The sequence below is a fragment of the Mycoplasma sp. 21DD0573 genome, from assembly GCF_034863425.1.
Classification (GTDB): domain Bacteria; phylum Bacillota_I; class Bacilli_A; order Mycoplasmatales; family Metamycoplasmataceae; genus Mycoplasmopsis.
Genome location: NZ_JAYFEZ010000007.1, coordinates 28,305 through 48,459, shown reverse-complemented (window position 1 = coordinate 48,459; position 20,155 = coordinate 28,305). Strand labels below are relative to the sequence as shown.

General features: G+C 27.7%; 11 protein-coding genes. 8 read left to right on the top strand and 3 right to left on the bottom strand.

All coding sequences use genetic code 4. The features are described from left to right. On the top strand, positions 1 to 319 hold a 319-nt coding region (locus tag VBM86_RS01525; protein WP_323189628.1), incomplete at its 5' end, for an aminoacyl--tRNA ligase-related protein. Positions 320 to 446: 127 nt separating this feature from the next. After that, positions 447 to 1,574 carry an HAD family acid phosphatase gene (locus tag VBM86_RS01520; protein WP_323189627.1) on the top strand — a complete coding sequence of 376 codons (1,128 nt, stop codon included), beginning with the start codon at positions 447 to 449 and terminating at the stop codon, positions 1,572 to 1,574. Between the two features lie 35 nt (positions 1,575 to 1,609). Here VBM86_RS01520 and VBM86_RS01515 read toward each other — a convergent pair whose 3' ends face one another. From VBM86_RS01515 to VBM86_RS01505, 3 genes are all read right to left on the bottom strand, one after another. Continuing rightward, a complete protein-coding gene (locus VBM86_RS01515) occupies positions 1,610 to 1,822 on the bottom strand; it encodes an RNA-binding S4 domain-containing protein (RefSeq protein ID WP_323176757.1) in 213 nt (70 codons plus the stop codon). Positions 1,823 to 1,824: 2 nt separating this feature from the next. Beyond that, complete coding sequence (locus VBM86_RS01510; protein ID WP_323189626.1) at positions 1,825 to 2,952, bottom strand: DNA polymerase III subunit beta; 1,128 nt, start codon at positions 2,950 to 2,952, stop codon at positions 1,825 to 1,827. Positions 2,953 to 3,075: 123 nt separating this feature from the next. Continuing rightward, entirely contained in the window at positions 3,076 to 4,482 is a 1,407-nt protein-coding gene (locus tag VBM86_RS01505; RefSeq protein ID WP_323189625.1) for a DnaA ATPase domain-containing protein, read from the bottom strand. A 264-nt stretch (positions 4,483 to 4,746) separates the two neighbouring features. On the opposite strand from VBM86_RS01505, the gene VBM86_RS01500 reads away from it, so the two are divergent. The 6 genes from VBM86_RS01500 to VBM86_RS01475 all read left to right on the top strand — a co-directional run bounded on the left by VBM86_RS01500 (position 4,747) and on the right by VBM86_RS01475 (position 20,050). Beyond that, positions 4,747 to 7,029, top strand: coding sequence for an AAA family ATPase (locus VBM86_RS01500; protein ID WP_323189624.1), 2,283 nt, complete (start codon positions 4,747 to 4,749; stop codon positions 7,027 to 7,029). After that, positions 7,029 to 7,586 carry an aminoacyl-tRNA hydrolase gene (gene pth / locus VBM86_RS01495; RefSeq protein WP_323189623.1) on the top strand — a complete coding sequence of 186 codons (558 nt, stop codon included), beginning with the start codon at positions 7,029 to 7,031 and terminating at the stop codon, positions 7,584 to 7,586. Before VBM86_RS01500 ends, pth begins: the two co-directional genes overlap by 1 nt. Next, positions 7,567 to 8,442 (top strand): tRNA lysidine(34) synthetase TilS, encoded by an 876-nt coding sequence (gene tilS / locus VBM86_RS01490; protein WP_323189622.1) that lies wholly within the window; start codon positions 7,567 to 7,569, stop codon positions 8,440 to 8,442. The genes pth and tilS overlap by 20 nt, the downstream gene beginning before the upstream one ends. Positions 8,443 to 8,498: 56 nt before the next feature. Continuing rightward, entirely contained in the window at positions 8,499 to 10,595 is a 2,097-nt protein-coding gene (ftsH, locus tag VBM86_RS01485) for an ATP-dependent zinc metalloprotease FtsH (RefSeq protein WP_323189621.1), read from the top strand. A 93-nt stretch (positions 10,596 to 10,688) separates the two neighbouring features. After that, positions 10,689 to 19,097: an ABC transporter permease gene (locus tag VBM86_RS01480; protein ID WP_323189620.1), complete on the top strand. Its 8,409-nt coding sequence runs from the start codon at positions 10,689 to 10,691 to the stop codon at positions 19,095 to 19,097. Continuing rightward, the gene (locus tag VBM86_RS01475; protein ID WP_323189619.1) at positions 19,097 to 20,050 is read left to right on the top strand and encodes an ABC transporter ATP-binding protein; all 954 of its coding nucleotides are present in this window, start codon (positions 19,097 to 19,099) and stop codon (positions 20,048 to 20,050) included. Before VBM86_RS01480 ends, VBM86_RS01475 begins: the two co-directional genes overlap by 1 nt. Positions 20,051 to 20,155: the final 105 nt, after the last annotated feature.

Sequence of the window (20,155 nt, the reverse complement as noted above, 5' to 3'; positions counted from 1 at the left end):
CCTTATTTATAGGTGTTTTCGTTTTTTAACCCTTTTTAACTTGGAAACTCAGGTTGACTTAGAATTATGATTACCTTCAGAACAAAGATATAGAGAAACATCTAGTGTAAGTTATATGGGTGATTTCCAAGCTCGTAGAGCTATGATTAGATATAAAAACGATGAAGGTAAAACTGAATACGCTCACACAATGAATGGTTCAGGTTTAGCTGTTGATAGAGTGATTGCAGCTATCTTAGAAAACTATCAAAACCCTGATGGAAGTGTTTCTGTTCCTGAAGTTCTTGTACCATATATGGGTGGATTAAAATCATTATAGTAACGCTTATGCGTTATTTTTTACACATTTTGTGAAAAAAATAATTATTTACTTAACTATAAGTTAAGTATGTAATAAAATGAATTTATATTTATCATTTTATTTACTCAATTTACTAAGGAGATTTATGAAAAAATTAAAATACTTATTGTTTGGAGCAGGATCAATTATTTTGGCTGCTGCACCTATTGTTACTAACTCATGTAATTCAGAAAAAACACCTGAAGCACCTAAAGTAAAAACATACACAGAAGAAGAAGTTGCTGAAAAAATTAAAGCAGCTCAAACTCTAATTGCAAATGGTGGAGGAATTGGTAGTTCAAATGCATGAAACTCATTCTCTGGGGAAAAACACGCTATGGGAATGCAAGTTTACAAAAATGCTAAAGCTGCTTTTGACAAAATGATTACACAACCAAATGTTGATTTAACTAAAGTTAATATTTCTGGTGATGAAATTGTTGTTTCAACACCTGAAGAAGGTAAATTTATTCCAGTGGTATTCATGGATTTAGATGAAACTGTTTTAAATAACTTTAAATACCAAAACTATTTATTCCTTAACAACCAATCATACGATGCACGTGCATGAGATGATTTTGTTAGTCAAGCTATTTCTACAGAAGTTCCTGGAGCAATTGATTTTATTAAGCATGTTTACTCAAAAGGTGGAGTAGTATTCTTTAACTCTAATCGTTCTCAAAAATGACATAAAGAACCAAGTAAAACAAACTTAATTAATTTAGGACTTGAGGCTAAATATATGCCTGATTTTATTTGATGAATGCAAGGTGTGGATTTAGCTAATAAAGAAAAACCTTATTCATCAACAACCTCTACAAGATCAGAAAAAGAAGAAAGAATGCATCTTGTAAACAATAATAAAATTACAATTGGCGAAACACCAGTTCAATTCAAAGTCGTTATGAGAGTCGGGGATGATATTTCTGATTTTAATGACAACTTCACTAAAAAATCAGGTGTAACTTCTGAACAAGTTGTAGGTGAACTTAAATCTGATTCAAATAGATATGGTGACTTATTTGGAAATATGGATATTTCTGTAATGGGAACATACTATAACAAAGAAACAGGTGCTTGAGAGGATGAAACTCACTCTGAATCATATGTTTTAATCCCTGGAAATTCATCATATGGAAGTTGATTATCACATTTAATTGGTCAAAAAGGATACAACTACACTAAGATTGCTGAAAAATTAAAAGGATTTATTTACGTTCCATCAAAAAGTTAGTTAATTTAATATAAAAAATAAACCAATAAAATGGTTTATTTTTCTTTTTCAATTACATAAATTTGGTCGTTTATTCAAACAACATCACCTGGGTGTATTTTTGAAGATCTACCTTCAGGTTTTTTGTTATTAATTTTAATATCATTTGTCTCAATAAAGAATTTAGCTTGACCACCTGTATCGGTCTCGTTAATTTTCTTTAAAAATTGACTTAATTTAATTGAATCACCTGTTATTTTAATTGTCATAATTAATTGTTATAAAACTTTCTTAATGGTGTAATTAACTGAATATGTGAATTATCATTTTCTGTTAATAAAAGTACTCTATCTTCTTTTTCAGAAATGAAAATATTAATATTACCCGGATCTAACTGTGAAACTGCATCCTTAATATAAATGTAGTTAAAATCCATGTCAATAGGTTTTCCTTCTAAAATTTGAAATTTATTCGAAACAGCCTTACCTGTTCCTATTTCAGGAACTTCAAATAAAACTTTGATTTCATTTTCATTAAATGAGAATTCCATTTTTCTATCTTTTTCTGTGATTTGGAATAAAGCTGTATTAATAACTTTTAATAATTCATCTTTTTCAATAGAAAATCTTCTTGTATATTTTGTCTGGAACAATGATGAAATATCAATATATTGAATTTTACTTACAGAAATATAAATTACTGTATTTTCGTAAGAAATACCTATTTTATGCTCGTCAAAGAATAATTGAACTTTTTCTGGTGCATCTTTTGTGATAAGTTTTTTAAGACTTTTTGCATCGACTGTTAAATCGATATCAACTTTCTTATCAACTTTTAAAATTTCAGTTGAAAGTCTATATGAATCAGTTGCTACAAATCTTACATTTTCTGAATTTTTAGATGTTATATTAATACATTTAAAAACTATTGAGTTTAATTTATCATTACTTATTGTTGTTGAAATCGAAACATTGTTGATGATTTTATCTAATCTCTGAGCGTCAATTTCAAGAGTATTTTTTTGATCTTCAAAATTTGTATCAATATATTGTGTAATATCATTTGTTGTCAAAGTAAATGAAGTTGAACCTTCATAAATATCAATTAAATTACCTCTTTGTTTAAAAGTGATTTCTTTATTAAATTTCTTAATAATATTTTTTAATAAAGAAGCTAAAATACAAAGTTTTCCTGCTTTTTCAACTTTAATTTTATCTTCATCGACTTTAATGACTTTTCTAGCTGCTATAGATGCGTTAGCTGCTGTTAAAACTAAGTTTTGAGTATCTAATTCAATCTTAATTGTTCTTGATAAATAATGCATATCATTATTATCGATATAATTAGACATAAATTCAATCAATTGATCTATTAAATGTTTTGAAATTGTAAATTTCATATCTTCTCCTTAACATAAATATTAACAGTTGTTAATATGTTTATAACTTTCAAAAAGTTAATTTTTAGTGTGTTTTTATATTATTTTTTAAGTTTTTAGTTAAAAATAAATGTTTATAAATTATTAATAATTCTTGCGCATCTTATCTTCTACTTCATTTATAACTTTTTTAACTTTAATATCATCTTTAGTATTTATTTTCTTTAAAGCACTTAATATAGTTGAATGATCTCTTTTAAATAATTTACCTAATTCATTAGATGAATAATCTAAATGCTTTTTAATCATATAAATCGCAATTTGTCTCGCTAAAAAGATATTAGATTTTCTCGATGGGCTCAAAATATCTTTAACTGGTATTTTGTAATATTCTGAAACAGCTTTTAAAATTATTTCATCAGTAATTTCTGCTTTATCTTTAATGAAATCGCCAAAAATATTTTTAATTGTTTTTATAACTAAAGTTTTTGGTAATGATTTAATTTCTTTTTCGTAGAAACTTAATCTTTTTACAGCACCTGTAAGTGTTCTGATTGAATTTGAGTTATTTCTTATGATGAAATCTTTTGATTCATCATCTAATGTGTTTGTGTCGAAGTTGTTTTCTGTAAGTAAGAAATCCAAAATCTTGTGTAAATCTTCTTGTTCGGGTTGTTTGATTTTTGTAATAAAGCCAGATTGAATTCTTGAAACAAGTCTTTCATCAAATATTTTAGAAATTCCATTTATATCTGTATCTGAACAGAAAATGGTTAATTTACCTTTTTCCATTCTACTATCTAGAACTTGGAAAATATAATCCTTTGTAGCTTTTTTATTCCCTGAACCATACAATTGGAAATCGTCAAACATTAAAATGTCGTAATTATCAATTAATTTCTTCTGAAATTTATTAAGAACATCAACTGAATTTTCTTTTAATAAAGGCTGAATTCATCGAATAAACTCAGTTGCGTTAACAAGAAACGATGATTTACCTTCTTTGTTTAAAGCGTTAGAAATAGCTTTTAAAAGGTGAGTTTTACCTAAACCGGAGTTACCTGTGATAAATAAAACTTCTAGTTTGTATTCGTCGTCAATAATTGATTTACAAATATTTAAAGCTTCATCATTGAATGAACCATGAATATAGTTGTGAAATGTATATTCAATACCATCTGTTTTCTTTTTATTTGTTGTAGGTATCTGAATATTTAAGTTTTTACTTTGTTTTTCAGTTTCTTTAAGTGCATCTAAAGTCTCTTTATCAATTATTCTGTAAGCGACATTCGCTCCAAAAATTTCTTTGACCGACTTATCAAAAACATTTTTGTAATAATTTTTAAATGAACTTAAATTAGGATGGACTTTAGGGAAATAAATAACAACTTCATTGTTTTTGAAACTAAGAATTGTTAAATTTTTAAAAAACGTTTTAAAAGCGAGATTATCTTGAATTTCATTCTTTATATACTCGATATAAAGTTCATTATAAGAGTTTAATTTCGCTTCTTCTTTGTTTTTCTCTTCATCAAAATTATTAATATTCATAGCTAAATTTTATTACTATATAAAAAACATATTTAAAAATAAGTTATAAACAACTTTAGCAACATAGTTATGCAAAAGTTATCCACAACTAAAGTGTCTAAAATGTAAGTAAAAAAGTACTTATTAACATATTTATATTTTATTGTTTTAACTATGTGGATAACTTATCAAAAAACAATCCTATTTGACACCTAAAATAAAGGGTGATATATAAAAATTAAATCTTTATAATTTAAATAAATAGATAGAAAGTAAGGAGAGAAAATGAAGGGTAAATTTATTAAGCAAATTAAAGGTGGTAAAGAATTAGGTTGAGCACTTATGTTATTTTTACCTGAAGGTAAAAGTCAAACATTCTTAGTTTTTGTTACAAATGTCTTTCCAAATTTATATAAAAAATATGAAGTTGAGTTTGAAGATAATCCTAAAGCTAGTTACAAAAACTCAAAAATTATTAAGAATTTAGAGTTGATAATCGAAGATGTGCAAACAGATTGAGTCGATTATCTTTCAAAAAATGTACCTAACATCGGAAAATTAACTGCTAAAAAAATAATTGATGAATTTGGACAAGATTTATTTACTAAACTAGCAGATATTGAAAATTATAGAGATGAATTATTAAGTGTAATTACTGATAAACAACTAGAATCATTAGCTAAATATTATGAAGAAAATAGTGCAAGATTAAAATCACTACTAAACTTAACTGAAGAAGATAAGAAAAATATAAATTTATTTAATAACCCAAGAGTTAGTGATTTAGTTGAAAAATTAGCAACTATTCACGGTTCTAGAGAATTTAACTTCATTGAATATTACAAAAACAACTCTCCTTATTACTTGTTTATAGATAAAGTAATTGATGATATTTTTAAAGTGGATACTTTTGCATTCTTATTGAATTGAACTAAAGAAAATTATCAAAGATACGTAGCTTACTTATATAAAGTTGTTTGAGATTTAGAAACTCAAAACAGTACGATTTTTGATTTAGATACATTGCAAGTGAAATTTAAAAAAGCTATTGAAGATGCGAATATAAAATGAAATTCATTAATAAATGAAGAAGAAAGTGATTTTGCATTCATAAAAAACGAAATTGATTTAGATATCATTTTTGAAAGATTTATTAGAGATGAACATTTAATTCAAGTTTTACCCGGTTTCTTTACTTTGAAAGCTACATTTGATAAAGAAGCATATATTTACAACAGATTAATGAAATTAGCTAATTCAGAATTAATTTGCAAATTGAAACCTGAAGCTATGATTGATTTGAAATTCTTATCAAAGCAACAAAAAGCTGCTTATGATAATTTCATAAACAAAAATATTTCAATAATAAGTGGTGGACCAGGGACAGGAAAAACATTTGTTATTAAGCATATTTATGAAACATTAAAGAAAAACAAAGTTAAAGCAAATGAATTCACTATCTTAGCACCAACAGGTAGGGCTGCAACTAATGTTTCTATAAAGATTAAACATCAAGTTAGAACAATTCACAGCTACCTACAAATAGCTAATACTGATGAAAAAATTTCTTTAACTAATTTAGAAGAAATTGTTGATTTAAGAATTTTAATTATTGATGAATTTTCAATGATTGATGTTAACTTATTAGATAAATTGTTAAAAGCAAGTCCTAAATTAGAAAAGATTGTTTTAATCGGAGATGCTTTCCAGTTACCAGCAATTGGACCAGGTAACTTATTAGATGATTTAATTTTTTCAGAAAATATACCTACAACATACTTAACTAAGTTTTATAGAAGTGATTCAGAAACAATTTGAAAACATTTTTCAAATATTAACAGAGGTGAAGTTGATGATTCAATGTTTAAACCTTCTGAAGTTGATTTAGTTAAAGTAGATAACAAAAACTTTCATAATGATTTATTAACGCTATATACAAAAGAAGTTGAAAAATTCGGAATTAATAACGTTATTATCCTTATTCCAACTTACAGACATCAATATGGAATTAATGAGGTTAATAAGAAAATTCAAAATGCAATAAATAAAAATGATGTTTTTGCAACAAATTGAAAAAACTATAGTCAAATTGAATATAGAATAAACGATAAAGTTATGCAGTTAGAAAATAGAAATAACGAAAATATTTCTAATGGTGATATCGGTTATATAACTGATGTTGTTTATGAGGACGCAACCTCTAAATCAGGTAACAAAAAAATTAAGAAAATTAAAGTTACTTTCTATAGAGGGGATGAATGAAAAAAAGAAATTGAGTATTCATTAAGAGAATTTCAAGAACAAATTCAACTTGCATATAGCACTACAATTCACAAATTCCAAGGTAGTGAAATTGACTCTGTTATTATGGTGATTCATAATGAACATGCATTTATGCAAAGCAAAAAAATGCTTTATACAGGTGCATCAAGAGCAATTAAACACTTGCAAATATTTATTGACCAAAGTGTTGATTACAAAAGTTTAATTGAAAGAATACACGCAACAAGTGCTAATCAAGTGCATACAAACTTAAGATTCTTTATCCAAACAGAAAGAAGGGTGTAATGAAATTAATAGTTGGTTTAGGAAATCCAGGAGATAAATACAAATACACTAGACACAATGTTGGTTTTATGGTTATTGATAAAATCTGTAAGCAAATGGGTGTCGAGTTAAATAAATCTAAATTTAATGGAGAATATGTTAAGTTAGATGATTTAATAATTGCAAAACCAATGACTTATATGAATAAATCAGGTGAATTTGTTCAAGCTATAGCTCAATTTTTCAAAATTAATCCTGATGACATTTTAGTTATTCACGATGAAAAAGACTTTCCACTAGGAAAAAGTGCAATTAAAATTGGTGGTTCAGGAGGGAGTCATAACGGTGTTTTAAACATTGTTCAAATGCTTAGTACTCAAGAATTTAAAAGATTAAAAATTGGAATTAATACGGAACACACAGAACCATTAAGAGATTTTGTTTTAGGTAATTTTACACCTGAACAAATGTTGATCTTAGAACCTGTGTTAAATAAAGCTGCTGAAGCTTCAATTTCATTTGTCTATAATGATATTCTAACTGTTATGAACAAATACAATGTCAAATCAAAAAACTAAATATTTACTAGCTGTTAGTGGTGGACCAGACAGTATGTTTATGTTGAATGAATATAAAAGCAAAAACATAATTGTTGCTCACGTTAATTACAATCAACGCGCTGATAGTGGTTTAGATCAAAAAGTAGTTGAAGATTTTTGTAAGAGACATAATATCAAGTTTTATGTTTTAGAGTTATCCAAAAATGATTATGTTAAAGGTAACTTTCAATCTTGAGCTAGAGAGCAGAGATACAAATTTTTCAAAGAAGTTTATGTAAAAGAAAATTGTGACAAATTGTTAATTTCTCATAATAAAGACGATTTTTTTGAGACTGCATATATGCAAAAGCAGTCTAAAAGAAATGTTTTATTCTATGGAATAAAACAATCAAATCTTATTAATGGAATTAATATTTATAGACCCTATTTATTTAAGTATTTTAAGAATACAATAACAAAGAAAAATCAAAAAAATCACACACCTTTTTGTTTTGATTACACGAACAATTTACCTAAATATTCAAGAAATAAAATAAGGTTAGATTTCGCTAAAAAAACACTCTATAAAAATACATTTATAGCTTGTACACTAGTAAAAAACTTCTTTTTAAGTTTCAAAATAAAAAAAATTCAAAAAGAATTTCAAATTTGAAAAGAATCAAGATTTAAGCAAGATGTTTTTGAAAAACTCAAGCACAAAAAACATTTAGTTTATCAATACATTCATAGATATTTCTCTGACGAAAACATTGAATTAAGCTCATCGAAAATCAAATCAATTATTGATTTTATTCTGTCTAAAAACAGAACTTCAAAATACCTTTTAAAGAACGGTTTATATTTTGTCAAATTAAAGGGTGAATTGCTAAATTAATAAGGTATAATATAAAAAATATTAAATAATAAAACATCTCAAAGAAAGGAGATAAAATGCCAAGAAAAAGACGTTGACCTGGTATATTGATAGCTTTTGTTGTTGTTTTAATAATATCAGTTGGACTTTATTTAATTATCAGTAAGTTAACAGGTCCTCAAAATATTTCAACAAGCAAATTTGTTGAATACATCAAGGATGCAGCAAATAGTCAAGATGATGGAACATACTTTAAATTAATTAAGTTTGATCCTTTCACTAACCAAATGCATGGTACCCTTATAAAAAATAATAGTCAACTTGAGATTGTTGCACCTGGTTCATTCAACTTCATAAATGAAGTGTATGAAATTAAAGACCCTCTTAAAGAAGCAACAAAATTTGTAAATAATGGTGTGGTAAGTTCAGGAGAAATTCAAAATGCAGCAGCACCACAACCAGGGTTCTTCTCAACATACATTCTTCCATTTATTCCTACATTATTATTCCTTGGAATAATGTTCTTTATTTTTAGATCACAAGCTAAAATGATGTCAGGGCAAGGTGGGGCTATGTTTGGTGACAATAGTCCTGCTCAAATTATTAAATCAGATAAAAAATTCTCTGATATAGCAGGAAATAAAGAACCAATTGAAGAAATTTCAGAAATAGTAGATTACTTAAAAAATCCTAAAAAATATGAAGTATCAGGAGCTAGAATGCCTAGAGGTATCCTTTTAGGAGGTCCTCCTGGTACAGGAAAAACCTTATTAGCTAAGGCTACAGCAGGAGAAGCTGATGTTCCGTTCTTCTTTGTATCAGCATCTAACTTTGTTGAGTTATTTGTTGGTATGGGGGCTAAAAGAGTAAGACAAGTTATAGCAGAAGCACGTAAAAATGCGCCAGCAATTATTTTTATTGATGAGCTTGATGCTATTGGTAGAACAAGAGGAAGCGGTATTGGTGGAGGTCACGATGAACGTGAACAAACACTTAACCAACTTCTTGTTGAAATGGATGGTATTAAAGAAAACTCAGGGTTATTATTTATTGCAGCTACAAACCGTACAGACGTTTTAGACCCTGCTTTAACAAGACCTGGTCGTTTTGATAGAGTTATTACAGTTGGATTACCAGATGTAAAAGAACGTGAAGCAATTTTAAAACTACACGCTAAAGGTAAACGTATTTCAAGTGATATTTCGTTTGAAAATGTCGCAAGAAGAACACCTGGTTTCTCAGGAGCTCAATTAGAAAACGTAATTAACGAATCTGTTCTTTTATCAGTTAGAGAAAACACAGGTATTATTACAAGAGATCAAATCGATGAGGCAATCGATAGAGTTATGGCTGGTCCAGCTAAAAAATCTAGAACTATTACTAAAGAAGAATTAACATTAGTTGCTTACCACGAAGCAGGACACGCCGTTGTTGGTATAAAAGTTCCTGGTGGTAATAAAGTTCAAAAGATTACTATTATTCCACGTGGTCAAGCCGGTGGATATAACTTAATGATGCCTGAAAATGAAAAATACAACTATACTAAAGAAGAATTATTAGCTTCTATAGCAAGTTTTATGGGTGGTAGAGCAGCAGAAGAAATTATTTATGGAGAAGATAAAATTTCAACAGGTGCTGCAGATGATATTTCGAAAGCAACAGCAATTGCTAGAAGAATGGTTACTGAATTTGGTATGTCTGATTTAGGTCCGATTAAATATCAAGAAGAAGAAGGTTCTCCATTCTTAGGAAAAACTTTAGCTACAAGTTCATCAATTTCTAACCAAATTAGCCACGAAATTGATCTTGAAGTTAGAAAAATAATGTTAGAAGCTAAAAATATAGCTACAAAAGTAATTAAGAAAAATAGAGAGCTTTTAGAGTTGATTAAAACTTCATTACTTGAAAAAGAAACAATTGTTGCAGAAGAAATTGAATACATTGCTAAAAACTTACAATTACCTCCTGAAAAAGAAAAATCAGAAGAAAAAGCTAGTGCTGTAGGTTTAGATGAATTAATTGAAATGACTTCTGACCCTAATATTGGACAAAGTACACAAACTGATTTTTACGATAAAAAAGAAGAAAGTATTTCTACTGACTTAGTTTCAGATGGAGTTATTGATAGTGACAATTCAGTTATAGAAGATGGAACTGAAATTGAAAAATTATAGTGATTAAACAACTGGTTTTCCGGTTGTTTTTTTATACAAAAATCCTTTATAATTAATAAATTAATTATAAGTAAATTTTTAAAGGTGGATTTTATGAAGAATTTGTTTAAAGAAGTCTTTAAGTCATTATTTAAAAACAAAGCTACTGTTATAGGGTTAACTATCCTTGTATTTTTAACTGCAGGAGTTTTCACTGTTTTAAATGATGCTGCTAAATCAATGAAGCAACAATATGAAGCTGCTAAGAAAAAATCAGTTTCACACAATATTACAATCGATTTAAATCTATCAACAAATGCGAAAGCATACAATGATGGATATTTTATTAACGGACTTTCTAAATCAGATTCACTTGTTTACGAAAATAAAAGTGTTTATGATAAAGGGATTAACTATATAACGGATAATTACAAAAAAGAAGGTTATGTAATTGACTTAACAAGAATTACAGATTCATTTATTCCATTAAGTTTATTTGTTGATGAGGAAAAATATAAAGACAAATACATTGATAGAGTTGACTTTATAAAAATCTACAACACTTATGACTTCAAGAATGAAAACGCAAGTTCATTAACATTGGATTTTGATAAAGCCATCAAAACAATGAGAATGAAAACTGATTTCATTGTTAACTTATACAAAAAAGAAAATGACTCATATTCACCTGTTACAACACAAGTTGTTTTAAATTTAAATGACCACTTTGTGCTTGATAAAACTTATAAATTAGAAGACATTGGATACATTACAACAGATACTGAAAGTAATGTTATTCTTTCTCAAGTTAAAACTTTATTCTTAAATATTGTGACAAAAGAAGCTACTTTTGACATGGTTAAAGGTAAAGAATGAATGTATGAAGGAGTTTGTTTAAGTGTTGAACCAGCAACACTTGCTGATAAACTTGGTTTTGATAAATATCAAGATAACAATTACATTTTCATTCTTAATAAAAATAAAAACTCAACTTTAATTAACATTCCAGAGGATGCTAAACCAACTGATGTTGTTAATGTTGAATTAAATACAGAATTTGATTATTCATCTTTATATGATGAATCAAGAACATTAGACAAACCGATTCCATTTGTTTTTGAAACAAATCATACTTATAACATTCCTTTAAAATGAGCTGCAAAACAAGAGGAATACACATACTACCAAAGAAAAGTTTATGAATCAACATATGTAGATCCATTCAAGAAAAACTGAGATGGAGCATATGTTACATTTATGGAGAATTTAATTAAAGGAAACAATGGTGAATTACCATCAGAATTTAAAAAATTCTCATATTGAAATAAAAACTCACTTAAATACTTTATCCACTTCGATGAACAAGGTGTTTTAAAAGAAAACAAAGAGTTAATTTATGAGAACAATTCAGTTCTTACATATGATTTAACATACAATGAACAACTTAGATTAGCTGATTTATCAGACCAACCAGGTTATTTAGATAGAGACTTTGCTATTAAAGAAATTATTATTAATGACTTAAAAACTCTTATTTTAAAAATTTATAACTTCACAAGAAAAGAAGTTGAAAACCACCCAGAGTACAAGAGTAGAGTTCCGGAAATTGATGCATTAGCTAACGATGTAAACACAAGATTGCAAACTGCATCAATTAACAAGTCACAATCAGTTTCAGAATTAAGTGATATTTACAACAAGTTACTTAATGATGTAAGTGCTATTGTTCCAAACAATGTTTTACTTTTACCAGTGTTAAATTATGAAAAGAGAACGAAGATTCCTAATTATGCAGAATATGCATTTGATGGATACAAAACAATTGCACAAATTGAAACATCAAGAGATAGATTAACAGAAGAAGAATTTGACAATTTATCTAATAAAAGAATCTGAGATATCACATTCACAAAAATCAAAAATGGTGCTTTAGATATTGTTAAAAAAGATATCTACAACCAAGTTTCAGAAAAAGTTGGTGCAGATAACATAGGTATAAAGAAATCAATCACAATTGATGCATTCGACACATCAAAAAATGAAAAATTCGTATATCACTTTGTTAATATGGGTGATAATGAACAAAAGATCGATGGAATCAAAAACAATGTAAACAAACTTTTCAATGAAATTGACAATCCAACAGGTTTATTTAATCTTTATTCAAATGTTGATGGTTACTTCAAAACTAGAGAATTACCATATTATGCAATTCACAATATTTTAGACCAAATTGTTAGCAACATCGTTCCATATGAAAAATACGTTTCATTAGATATGACATATGGACAAGTGAAAATTTATCAAAACTACCCAGAAACTAAATTATTTGAAGTTTGAGATAGATCGAAAATTTACAAATTAGCAAAATTTGTTGGATCAGAAACAGATGCACAAGGTAATTTATTACCTGATAGCGACTTTAATCAATTTGCTGAATTAGGAATTACTTTTGCTCCATCAAGAGAACAAGATACATACTACATAATTAAACCTGTTTATGATGCTAATAAAAAGTTACTTTACTGACAAAATGTTTCGTTATCAAGAGAAGGCGTTTCTGAATTTGATAAAGAACGTTTATCAACTGGTAGATTAACTTTAAAAGAAACAGATTCATACTTAGAAAACAATAAATTGACATTAATGGCAAAAATCAATCCAGAAGGATGAGTTGAACATAGTAATGAATTTGATAACGTTGTTTACTTACCTTTTGGTTATAGAGCACCATTAAGTGATGTTTTAAATGAAGCGGCTACACAACAAACTTTAAATAAAGCTTTTGAAAATATCCAAAAAGTATTGTTAGATAGCGATTTAACAAAACAAGGATTTTTAACTAAAGACATTATTTATGCATTTATTGAAGCTACTGAATATTCAGCTAATATAAATAAATTTGCAACAATTTTCTCATCAGGACGTATTGATTTAGGGATTATTCCTAAATTGTTCCTTGATTTCCTTTACAAGTTATCACACAATGTAAATGGTGATTATGCAAACAAACTTATTGTTAACTTATTTACAAACTTAAGAAGATTTATTGCACAAAAAGAGACTGTTGAAGAAAGAAAACAATATTTAACTGAGCAAATTCAAAAATTATTTAATGTTTTAAATGTACTTGGTGTAGAAGTTCCGGTTAAAGTTGGGACTTTATCAAAATTTATTAAAGATCCTGTTGTTATGCTTGATTCAATTATTGGAATTATTGAATCAGTCAACTTCGTTAAATTCACAGAGCAATCAAACAATTTTTTCTTAAATGAACATGATCATTTAGTTGATAAAGAAATTACAAAAGCTGATGGAACTAAAGAAATTGTTAAGTACGTAAGAAAATTATCAACGCTTGAATTAATAGAATGATTTATTAGATCAGTTGATCAAAAAGCATTCAAAACACATTTATTTGACTTATTAGACAATATTAACATTGCTTTATTAGCTGATGTTAACGATCAAACTAACCCATTATATGACGTATTTAATTCATTTATGCCTCAACTTAAACCTATTTGACAAATTATTAACTTGTATCCAGGTTCAGCTGATAAATCATTTAAAAACGTTATAGATTGAACTAAGTATGTAATTAACTTATTTGATTTCGACATCTTTATTGATGCTGTTTTAAGCAAAAAACGAATGTTCTACACTGAACATCAAAGTGTAGATAGAGTAAACAAATATGCTACGTCAGGAGTTGAATCAAAAGACTTTATTTATGCACTTATTAAATCATTATTTGCATTGCCGGGTTCAAATAAATCATTTAAAGAATCAATAATTTCAATGTTTAACCTTTCAGATAAAGGGACAAATATTGAAATTGATGACAACGGATTATATTTAACAATTCCAGTTGCAGATGATGAGAAATTAGACTACTTTGACCTTCTTAACATCTTTATGTCTCCTCAACCTTCTTCAACAACTGAAGCAGGAGCAGATACTAATACATCTACATCAACTCAAAATTCATTAAGTTTATTTGACAAACTTTACAACTTTGTTCACTCATACAAAGTTAGATTTGAAAATTTAAATGGAAACACAGTTTCACTAACATCATTCCCATCATCAGAAACAAATGATGCTATGGGTGTGTTTGGATTTACTAAAGACAAAAGAGAAATATCTTTAAGTGTAGCTAAGCAATTAGTTAATGAATGAATTCAAGTTCTTAACTTAGTTGTCCAAACAACTTCAAATGTTAAATTACAACCTAACTTATCAATTGGAGATATTTACAAATACTTTGCAGAATACAAGCCAATTGAAAACAATTCAGTTCATTCATTAGTTCAAGAAGCTATTAAGAAATTCTTAGATATTTCCAACAAAAATAATGACCCATTCTTCTATGTGAAAGAAGCATATCCATTATTCAAAGTTTGAATGAAAATGTTTGATAAATCAGTAAATGCTGACATTGCAAAAACTAAAGAGTTTGCTCTTGAATTATTAAAATTAGCTAACAATTCGGAAATATTATCTGACTTTAGTTCATTTGAGTTAATTCAGCCATCATCACAAAACATTGTTTCATTTGAAAAAACAGGATTTGGTATTACTAAATCACTTGCAAATACTTTAAAACTTAAAGAAATCTTCTTTGCAAAAGATGAACAAGGTAACTATACAAATTCATTATTAGCTGAATTAATTAAAAAATTCCCTGAATATAAACAATATGTGCAAGATAATGAGTTAGAAATTATTCAATCATTCGCATACATTGCAACAGCTGAGTTATACGGTAAATTCAACCCAGAACACTTCAAAGATGTTTACGCATCAGAATTTACAAACATCGATTCAGTTGTGTTAGAAAACTTAATTAAAGGTGTATTTTCAAACGAATTATTTGTAAAGCACTTTGATACATTTAATATTTACTTAAGTAACTCAATTAATGAAATTCCGGTTGTTAGATTAGGAATTTCAGATGCATTATTACACCCATTAACAATTGTTAAACATCCTGAAGTTGCAGTTTGATTCTTAACAAACACAAACAACCTAGGAGACAGTGGTAAGAATAAGGCAAATATTGCTTACTTGATAATGGATAAGATTATTAACTTTGAGGAATTAGCTAGAAATGATGTTGAATTAAGTGAATTTATTAGTTCATTCGAAAAAGGAAAACCTGTGTTTGCAACTATTGGTAAAGAATGAGTTTTAAATGTTGCTTTTGACAACGAAATTATTCAATACTGATATTCAAAAGTTGGAAATAACATTGAAAATTATTCACCATTTGGTGTAAACATTATTAAACTTATTGAAGATGTTTTAAACACAATTACAGGTGTTAACAAATTAGATAACACGCTTAAATTTGACCAAACAAGTTCATACATTGCAAAAGTTAACTATGTATGATTAGCTAAAAACAACAAGAAAATTTACGATGGTGAATTGCCAAATAATCCAATCGGAATGCTTGAATTAATCAAAAATCTTCCTGAAGATTACAAAATTAATGTAAATGGTTCAGAATTTATCATTATCGGTGACGATTATACATATGACAATATTTATCCAGTCGTGGATGAAGCAAACTTACAAGTTAATACAAATAACCAAGCTATTGTTTACGTTAACTCACAAGGGTTTGACAAAATTGCACAAGCTTACAGAGGAAATGTTGTTAAAGAATACTTACTTGTTAAGAATTCAATAAACTTAACAAATGAAGATCTTAAACAAGAATTAATTCAGGTTGTTAATAAAGCAACAAATAACTCAAATGATTTACCTAGAGTTTATCTAGATGATGAAATTGATGGAATTAACCCTGAACGTGCAATTAGAATTACTGCAGTTAAAAACTTCATTAAAGTAATCGGATTCGTTTCAAAAATCTTATTATCTATCTTAATTACATTAGTTGCTATCTCAATTATTTTCATTATTAAGAGATACATTACAAACAAAAACAAAGCTATTGGTATTTTAGTTTCTCAAGGTTATACACCATTAGAAATCTCATTATCAATGACTGTGTTCGCGTTCTTTACAATCATTATTGGAGGAATCGCAGGATACTTAACCGGTTTCTTAATACATGCTGAAGCTGTTAAGTTATTAAGTGATTATTGAGCTATACCGATTCAGACGCTAAACTTCTCAATAGTTTCATTTGGAATAAACATCATATTACCACTTGCAGCTATGTCTATACTTATTATTGTTGTTTCAATTCGTTCATTAAGATATAAATCAATTGACTTAATGAGTGGAATAACAGAAGTAAGCACAGGTGACTTCCACGCTAAATATGCAAAATTATTCAAGAAGAGAAATATTAAAACTAAATTTGCTGCTTCATTAATCTTCCACAGTTTCTGAAAACTGGCATCATTTGGTATTTCAATCATTTTAGTTGCTATAACTACATTGTTCGGAATAGCAACCTTTGGTGAATTTGAATCATCAATTAGAAAAACATATAAAAACAGAAGTTACAATTACAAATTTGACTTAAGAACACCTACAATAGAAGGTGGTGGAATTAATCTGTTCACAGCACAAGATTTAGAAAACGCACTTTATGTACCTGTTGGAGATATTGCTGAAATTAACCAATATCAAAGCGATTACTTCAAACCAGGTATATCAACAGCTGTAAATAAATTGGCAATCAAAAACCCTGATGGAACTACATCATATAGATATCCAAACGGAAATCCTACAGATTTTGATGGACATGTAATTTCACAATTCTCAGTTAACATTAAGATTGATTCATCAGTTTCAATTGACCCTTGAGATCAAGTTTACAATTCATTACCTGACTCACAAAAATCAAGAATTACATCAGTAAGAAATGAAATTGGTAGAAGACTTGAAAGAACACAACCAAACTTACATTACAAACAAGATGATAATAGAAAAATTCTTGATATGACTAAAATGATTGAGTTAGCTCAAGCAGGAACAGTTTCAGGATTCTTCCGTTATGTAGAAAATGAAACTAGCCCTGAATTAGGTAAATTTGTTTATCTTCAAGCTAACAAAAATAAAACTGATTTTGATGAAATAATAATTTCAACATCAGCTTATAGAGATGAATATAGAGAATTCTTAATCAATGGATACAAACAAATCTATAAAGAAAATGGTAAATTATTAAAACGAGATCCTAATGCATCAGTTGTAAGTGATTTCTTAGTTTCATTTGGTGGCTTATATTTTGATCCTGAATTTGATGAGCTTTACACATACGTAGATGCAAATCAAATTAAGAAAGGTAAAATCAAGAATGAAACTATTAAGTTATATGGTTACAAAGAAGATTCGAAACAAATTAAGATTAAATCTACTAGTGGACAAGATTTACTTAAATTAATTAATGACGAGTTTAGTCAAAACGGATTTGATGTTAACGATAAACCTATTCCACTTATCATTAACGAAGTTTCATCAAAAGCATTTAACTTATTAGTTGGATCAAAATTTGAAGTTGTTGTAAACAATAATGTAAATAGATTCAAAGATAAGATAAATGAATATTATGAGAAATTAGTTAACCCTGAATATAAAGAACCAGAAAGACAAACTTACAAATTCATTGTTAGAGGTATAAACCCAACATATATTAATAATGAGTTTATTATTCCTAAAAAAGCTGCTGATATACTTACAGGATTAGATAAAGTTAAACATAACCCTAAATATGAAGTGTTTAACGGTATTATGTCTAAACACCCATTACCAATGCAATTATTATCATCAGCTGGATTATATTCAAACAGTGGTTACTGACCGGCTATCCAATCATTTGACACATCTACTTTAACAACTAAATATCTTGAAGATATGTTTGATGCATTATTTGGATCAAGACAAACAGTAGATAACTCAACAATTGATGGAGTAATGAGTACTTTAGGATATTCAGACTTACAAATTGCTAAATTTATAAATCCTGAATATAAAGAAACTGAAAGCATTAAAGATAACTACTTATTAGCAAGAGCTAATGCAGAACAACACATTAACAAGTTTGCTAATATGTTCAATAACAACTTATATATACCTATAGCTAATACTTTAGATTCTAAAGTTATTGAAGTAGGTTACACAATGTCTATTGCGCAAACAGTTCAAAAAATTGTAACTATTGTGACAATCTTAGCATTCATAATTTCTATAGTTATATTAGTAATCATTTCAACAATTCTTATTGGAGAAAACGAGAAGAATATAGCTATCTGATCAATCCTTGGATATAATGAAAAAGAAAAAATTAAGATTTTCTATGGAATTTATTTACCATTTATTCTTATATCTATCTTAATAGCTATCTCATTAGCATTTGGATTTATATCAATCTTTAGTGGTTTCTTAACATCGGCTGCATCTATTGCGATTCCTATTGTTATTTCACCTCTAAACATATTAGTGACAGTATTAGTTATTCTAGGAGTATTCTTAGTAACGTCAATATTATCTTGAATCGGAATTAACAAAGTTAAACCAATTGATTTATTGAAAGGTAAATAATGGAAAATAAAAACGTAAATGTAAACAATGACACAAATAAAGATACTCAAGAAGTTGTTGTTTTAACTAAAAAGACATCAGATGTCAAAATTACAAAGAAAAATGTATTTGACATTCTTGATGCTGATGGTGGAAGCAACAAAGTTGTATTAGACAGATCAATTGCTAGAGTTATTAGAAAAGCTTCAAACAAAAAGAGATCTAAAGATGGTAATGAAAAACTTAAAAACACAGGTAACGCAGTCATAGAAGTCAAAAACGTAAATAAGTTTTACTTGTCAGGAACTACAGCTACTAGAGTTTTAAAGAATGTTTCATTAACAATTAACAAAGGTGAATTTGTTATGATCTTTGGTAAGTCTGGAGGTGGAAAAAGTACATTACTTAACCTTATAAGTGGACTTGATAGACCAAGTAGAGGACAAGTTATTGTATGTAATCAAAACTTACCTTACTACTCAGATTTCAAACTTACTTTATTCAGAAGAAAACACGTTAGCTTTATCTTCCAAAATTACAACTTATTACAAAATCTAAATGGTTATGACAATGTTGAAACTGGTGCTTACTTACAAAAAGATAAAAGCAAAAGATTAAACATTGATAAGTTATTTGAAGAATTTGAACTAGAAGATGTTAAAAACAAATATCCATCACAAATGTCTGGTGGACAACAACAACGTATTTCAATCCTACGTGCATTGGCTAAAAATGCTGAAATCATTTTCGCTGATGAACCTACAGGAGCACTTGATGATGCTACTTCGAAGATTGTTTTAAATTACTTATATGACATCAATAAAAAATATGGTGTTACTATAGTCATGGTTACTCACAACCCTCTTATAGCACCAATTGCTGATAAAGCTTTCACAATCAAAAACGGAAAAGTTGCTAACATCACAGTTAACAAAACTACAAAACATCCAAAAGATATTGATTGAAAAGAATAATTAATTATGTTTAATAATACTTGCCACAAAATAGTGGTGAGTATTTTTTATACCTTGGAGACTATGGAATAAGTACAATTGGAGTACAAAAAGTATAATAAAAAA